The sequence below is a fragment of the Sporosarcina sp. E16_8 genome, assembly GCF_017347095.1.
Taxonomy (GTDB): Bacteria; Bacillota; Bacilli; order Bacillales_A; family Planococcaceae; genus Sporosarcina.
Window position 1 is genome coordinate 1 of the sequence record NZ_JADPRZ010000083.1, and the last position, 6567, is coordinate 6567.

Annotated in this window: 5 protein-coding genes; 1 reads left to right on the forward strand and 4 read right to left on the reverse strand. The window is 38.7% G+C overall.

Annotated features, from left to right (window positions below):
- Positions 1 to 105: 105 nt before the first annotated feature.
- Entirely contained in the window at positions 106 to 780 is a 675-nt protein-coding gene (locus I2484_RS20385; protein ID WP_207152889.1) for an S-layer homology domain-containing protein, read from the reverse strand.
- Positions 781 to 1042: 262 nt separating this feature from the next.
- Between I2484_RS20385 and I2484_RS20390 the strand changes: the two genes are divergently transcribed.
- Positions 1043 to 2071 carry an NADP-dependent oxidoreductase gene (locus tag I2484_RS20390; protein WP_207152890.1) on the forward strand — a complete coding sequence of 343 codons (1029 nt, stop codon included), beginning with the start codon at positions 1043 to 1045 and terminating at the stop codon, positions 2069 to 2071.
- Between the two features lie 142 nt (positions 2072 to 2213).
- Here I2484_RS20390 and I2484_RS20395 read toward each other — a convergent pair whose 3' ends face one another.
- From I2484_RS20395 to I2484_RS20405, 3 genes are all read right to left on the reverse strand, one after another.
- The gene (locus I2484_RS20395) at positions 2214 to 2759 is read right to left on the reverse strand and encodes a hypothetical protein (RefSeq protein ID WP_207152891.1); all 546 of its coding nucleotides are present in this window, start codon (positions 2757 to 2759) and stop codon (positions 2214 to 2216) included.
- A gap of 105 nt (positions 2760 to 2864) precedes the next feature.
- Entirely contained in the window at positions 2865 to 3242 is a 378-nt protein-coding gene (locus I2484_RS20400) for a PH domain-containing protein (protein WP_207152892.1), read from the reverse strand.
- Positions 3243 to 3379: 137 nt separating this feature from the next.
- Complete coding sequence (locus tag I2484_RS20405) at positions 3380 to 6424, reverse strand: DEAD/DEAH box helicase (protein ID WP_255551637.1); 3045 nt, start codon at positions 6422 to 6424, stop codon at positions 3380 to 3382.
- Positions 6425 to 6567 lie beyond the last annotated feature (143 nt).

The following is a 6567-nucleotide window of genomic DNA, read 5'->3' on the forward strand; positions in this document are numbered from 1 at the left end:
AAAGCCGAGTGTTGTCGATGAAATACTTTAGTCCAACCTATATATTAATAAAATGAGTTTACTAGACAGATACCCATATAGAAATTTTTGAAACAATTCATGTACCTAAGTAGTTACCATTAAACTTACAATAGAGGGAATTTCTTCGAAATTTTCCGACAACTCTAAATTAGATAACTTATACTTTTGGATTGTTGTAATGTTGCCCTTCTCTACAAGTGCCTGATGCAGCATCACCGCAAAAGTAGCGCGGTCGACCTGCGTTTCACGATTCGATAGACCATTCTGCGTACCTGCTATAGTTCCATATTGCGAAACTATACCAACACTTCCTTTATACACTGAAGGAAGACTTGGCCAATCGATTAGTGCACTACGATGGCCATTGACTTGTAAATTAAATACACGTACTAATTCCGACTCCATCTGCTTACGTGTTAGAGGTTCGTCCATACCAAAAGAATTACTTGCCACGTCTCTGATTAATGATTCATATCCCGCTTTTGTAAATGATTGAGCAGCCTCACTGACTGTAATTGTTACATCCGGACGGAACTGCATATCGCCGTAGCCCGTCATTATACCCATTTCTACAAGTTGCATAACTTCATTTTTCGCCCAGTGGCTATTTGGAATATCTGTAAACTTTGTAGCAGTCGTAACGTCTTCTGATTTAACAGCTTGTGCTTCTGCCACGTTAGCTGCTAATACAACAGTAGCTAACGTCGGTAAAGCTACTGTTAATGCTAGTGCGAAAAACAGTATATGTATTTTGTTCATATTTATTTAAAGACCTCCTATAGTTCAAATCAATAAAACCAAGTTTTAGTTAACTATATTATAACACTTTTGGTTACTATTTGGGGTTCGTTCACAGGAGGCTGAAGGGATTATGCCCCAGTGCCGGTCATCATAGCAATTCTGAACAATAGCAAAACAATGAAAAAGCAACATCAATCCATAATCATTGACCATAGTAACTATTGAGTGTTAGGGTTTTCTTCTGCCAACTATTTCGGCAAACTACAAAGGAGGAATTGCAATGACACAATTGATACAACAAGAAATCCACTTAGCTAATCGGCCTAAAGGAATGCCTACAAAAGAAGACTTTACCTTTGTAAAAAGTTCAGTTCCCTCACCAAAAGAAAATGAAATTCTAGTACGGACACTTTATTTATCTGTTGACCCATACATGCGTGGAAGAATGCAAGATGCCAAGTCATATATTGCTCCATTCGAATTGAATAAGGTCATTTCCGGGGGGGTCGTAGCTGAAGTAGTTGAATCTCAGTCAGACGCCTTTAAACCAGGTGATGTCGTTGTTGGGAACCTCAGTTGGGCTGAATATACCGTAGCTACTGCAAATGAAATTCGTAAAATAGACCCTGAAATGGCACCTATTTCAACACATTTAGGTATTCTTGGTATGACTGGTTTAACTGCCTATTTTGGATTGCTTGATATCGGAAAACCTCTAGAAGGCGAAACGGTCGTCGTTTCTGGGGCTGCTGGGGCAGTTGGTTCAGTAGTTGGACAAATCGCCAAAATCAAAGGTGCAAAAGTAGTAGGTATTGCAGGTTCAGATGACAAGATTGACTATTTATTGAATGTACTCGGCTTTGATGCAGCTGTTAATTATAAAAAGGATAGTTTTTGGACAGACCTACGTAATTCAGTTCCTGAAGGAGTAGATGTCTACTTCGATAATGTGGGCGGCGACGTTTCAGACGCTGTTTTTACAATGCTAAATCGGAATGCTCGTATTCCATTATGCGGATCAATTTCTTCCTACAATGCTGAAGGTAAAGATAGCGGTCCACGTATTCAATCAGCTATGATCAAGACGAGCGCTATGATGCAAGGCTTCACGCTAGGCGATTTTGCTACTGATTTTGAGAGAGGGTTTACCGACTTGGCTAAATGGCTACTGCAAGGTAAACTGAAATATGAAGAAACAATTGTTGATGGATTTGAAAATACACCAGAAGCATTCCTCGGTTTATTTAAAGGAACAAATCTAGGCAAACAGCTTGTAAAAGTGGCTGATCCTGAATACGCGAAACTTTAATATTTCTTGTGAAATAGCTGGACCTGCAACACTTTAATACGTACGCAAAAATCTCCTCAAGATAAACTTGAGGAGATTTTGTTTTGTCAATAAAATTTAAAACTTGGCATGTGTGTTTGAAGCTAAACCTACTTTCAATTCTTCATTTCCATATAGTCATATACTTCTTATGGTATTTGATGTCTTCTTCCACCCCAATTAAATCCAATGCTAGTTGTTTAATTTCTTCATTATTTAATACATCATATAGATTTTTCAAGCCTTGAATCATATCAAATCGAATCAAGGTGTGATGTTTTTCATGCACATCGTTGTGAAAGCGGTCGACAATATGATTAAGCACCAACTCTTTTTGTTCTTTTCCAGCTAAGCCCACCTTCCATATCGATTGCAAGCTGTGTCGGGCCGTAACAAATTTCGGATCCTTAGTCACTTCCCATAACGCTGGAAAATCGCCTAATATGCGTTTTTCTGGATCACTTTTCGCTAGACCTGCTAGGAACTGGGCTCCCCTGGATCTTCGGTGATTATCGGTATCTGTTAACCATTCTTTTAATTGGTCCCAAACTTCATAAGCCCAGTCCACTTCTTCTTGTATAGCTGAATTAATTGCATTAAACGCTTCAAATTGAAGATCTTTGTCCTTTGCTTCCAGGTTTTCGAAGTAGGATTGGATTACATTATCCACTTTTTTTATCTCCCTTTCACTATTAGGATATTTACTGATAAAAGTTACCTGGTACTAGGTAAATTTAAAATTGTATTAGAACCATGTACCTTAAATTGACCAAGTTCATTTCAGTACGTATTCTGCTAATACACTTTGTACTTTGTAAATGTTCAAGGTTTTATTGAATTTCTTTTGAATTGGTGCTGAACTTCCAGATAACCAGATTTTCAGTTCAGCATCAAGATCAAAAGTTCCTGCGGTTTCGATTGAGAAATGTACAACACTTTTGTACGGGATGGATTGATACTCAACTTTCTTTCCTGTAACGCCCTGTTTATCTACAAGTATTAGGCGCTTGTTCGTAAAAACCAATAGATCTCTAACCAGTTTATATGCATGTTCAACCTTTTCGGTAGGTGTAAGTAAATCCTTCATTTCTTTCTCTACTTTACTCACTTCAATTTCAGATGCATTTCCAATCATTCCATCAAAAATACTCATTGTAATTCCCCCAATTTATAGTTTTTTAAGCCCCCAGAAAGATTAAGTCTTATTTCCAGTAGTCTGAAGTATATACTTTCAACTTGGATTAACCAAGCATCACACAATTCAAAATCTGTGACATCTGCTGGATAAAGTTAAATCGATAATATCTCCCGAATATCGTCTTCCGATAACGAGGACAGCATCGTTTCGCCCGTTTGAATCACCTGATCGATTAATTCCTTTTTACTTTGTTGTAATTCGTTTATCTTTTCTTCTATTGTTCCTTGAGCAATCAATTTTATGACTTGAACAACATTCTTCTGCCCCATTCGATGAGCTCTACCAATCGCTTGCTCCTCGATTGCGGGATTCCACCATAAGTCATAAAGGACAACCGTATCTGCTCCGGTTAAATTCAGGCCCGTTCCGCCGGCTTTTAATGAAATAAGAAAAATCGTTTCAGGTCCTTCATTAAAATCGTCGACGAGTTGGACTCGCTCCTTCGCTGGCGTTTGGCCATCTAAATAGAAGCAACTTTGTCCTGATTGCACAAGTTTTTCCCGAATAATCTTTAACATGCTTGAAAATTGTGAGAAAATCAAGATTTTACGGCCATTTTCTCGTCCGTTTTCGATAATATCAAAAAGTTCCTCTAATTTTCCTGATTGCCCTTCGTAGTTATCGATAAATAAAGAAGGGTGGCAACAAAGCTGTCGAAGTCTTGTCAGCCCCGCTAGAATTTTTATCCTCCCTTTACCCAAACCTTCTGTGGCAAGAGATTCTTTTGTTTCTGAGCGAATTTTGTCCAAGTAGCCAAGGTAAAGCTCCTTCTGTTCTTTCTTCAACTCTGAATAATGAACGGTTTCAATTTTGTCGGGTAATTCCTTCAGAACGTCCTTTTTCAACCTTCTCAAAATAAAAGGTTTAACAAGCCTAGCAATGTATTCAGGTTTTAAACCGCGAAACGTTTTCTGATCATGTAAAAATCCAGGCATGATTGCTTGAAATATTGCCCACAATTCGTCCAATGAATTCTCAATCGGCGTCCCGGACAAAGCAAACCGCTTATGCGCCGTTATCGACCTTACTGCTTGCGCAATTTTAGACGCATAGTTTTTTATCGACTGCGCTTCATCTAGAATAAGCGTATGGAATTCTTGCTCCTTATACCACTCTAAATCCTGCCTCAACGTATGATATGAGGTAATGTATACATCAGGAATCATTTCCTGTTCCTGAATAGCCTTTCTTTCCTGAACCGTTCCAGTTGCAATATCCACTCGCAATTCGGGAGCGAATTTACTGAATTCATTCTTCCAATTATAGACCAATGACGCTGGGGCGACTACGAGCACAGGCTTAACCGACTGAGCTTGCCTCTCCGACTCTATATAGGCAATACATTGCAAGGTCTTTCCTAAGCCCATGTCATCTGCTAAAATTCCACCCAGTTGGTATTGCGCCAATGACTTCAACCACTGAAAACCCGTCAACTGATAATCCCGCAAACTTGCTTGGAGTGTTTCTGGTATCACATACTCTTCTTCCTCTGGAGATTTAATGGCGCATATGAACTGCCGAAAGCTTTTTCCGAATTTACGGTGCTGTTTGTCCAGCTGCGTTAAACGCTCTTCGATTTGCAAACCTCTATATAACGGCATGTTCATCTTACCATTTACCATTTCAATCGATTTATCGTTTAACTCTTTATATAAATCTGCTACGTCCTTCAACTGTTCATCATCCAGTGACAAAAAGGCTCCATTTGGTAAGCGTATATAGCGTTTCTTTTCTATAACAGACTGGAGAATATGTGGAACTCTGTCATAATCTATTCCTTCCATTGAAAAATCCACTTCCAATAGGTTTCCACTTGAATGGATATCGACAGCGACTTTAGCCACTTTCTCTGTAGGTAGAATCAATGATTTAATAGCTGGCGTTAAAAATATGTCAGCCTTTTCTCCCAGCGCTGCCAATGTGTCATATAGAAATTCGAATATGTCTTCCTCATTATCCGTGTAATACTGATCCCCACTCACTTTCAACGAACAATCCTCAAATGCATTCATAAATAATAGTTCCTGCTCTGTATCACGGATTAATATCGTTTGCTCCTTATTAGCGTGGGTCTCGCTTTCGGCAATCGGGTTAATGACAATCGAATCGTAATGATACTCTACTTTTACCTCGATACGATCGCTAGTCCCTTCCACAAACATTTTCAAGCGAAGTGGAGGATTCATAATAATCGCCGAAACAGTCTTAGCTACTTGTACCTTGCCAATTTTCTTTAGCTTTGGCATAGCTTGTGAAACGAATGTCCCAACTTGTTCTGCTGATATCGGGATAAGTGGGCTTCCTCCACTTTTAATCAATGGAACGAACAACTGTAACGCCCGTTGCTGTTCACCCGATAAGTTATGTAATTTTCCTTTATATGCATACCAGCCATAGGTTTTATAATATTCCCCATTTACATGCCCACTTACTTTCAATTGAAACTCCTTGGACATGCCATTTTCAAGTGAAAAGGAGAAGGGAAGATCTTCTTCAACAATTTGCAGTTGACCATAATCGAAATCTTCCTGCTGATAGACACAATTTTGACGTTGCAAGGCACCAAGTAACTCATCCGCCGCGTATGGAGGTATGACAATATCTTTTCCAGACCTACCGTTACCTCCCCAAGTTCTCGTGTCATAGATGGTTTCAGTATTATAAAACTGCATTAATTTATCTATAATCGCCAAATCTTCCATTTTAAATACATGGTACGCAGGATCATAAGTAAAATACTTCCCAAACTGCAATTCGGTGTGATTCGAAATGCAATCAAATAACTGACGAATATCCTTGACGATATATAACCGTTTAGTCCCAATTTTCATCTGTATGTCAAAAATATCTTTTTCTTTATTATAGCTGACCTGCATATGGGTTCTGAGTAAAAATTCTACTTTCAAATAGCGCTCATCGTCCTCCATCAATTCTGTATGATTGCTACTTTCTCCAAAGTAATCAATCAACTCTTCGGCTCGCCGATATCTTGCATTTTTCGTTTCACTCTTTTTGCTACTAATTACTGAGTTTTGTTCATCAGCAATCGCCAAAAGCGTGGCGCAAACGTGCTTACAATCCCTGTACGTATAATATGCTGGACAGTTGCAAACACCATCAATATCGAAACTATTCAAGTGAATTTGAACCCTATATATCTTACTTCCGGAGACCGTGGCATGGGAGTGTCAATATTTATGTGTAAATGACAATCCAACCTTTTCATTGTGAATACACTTATTGCTTTTTTATAACTTACGAGTAGCACTTATTTGCTCTT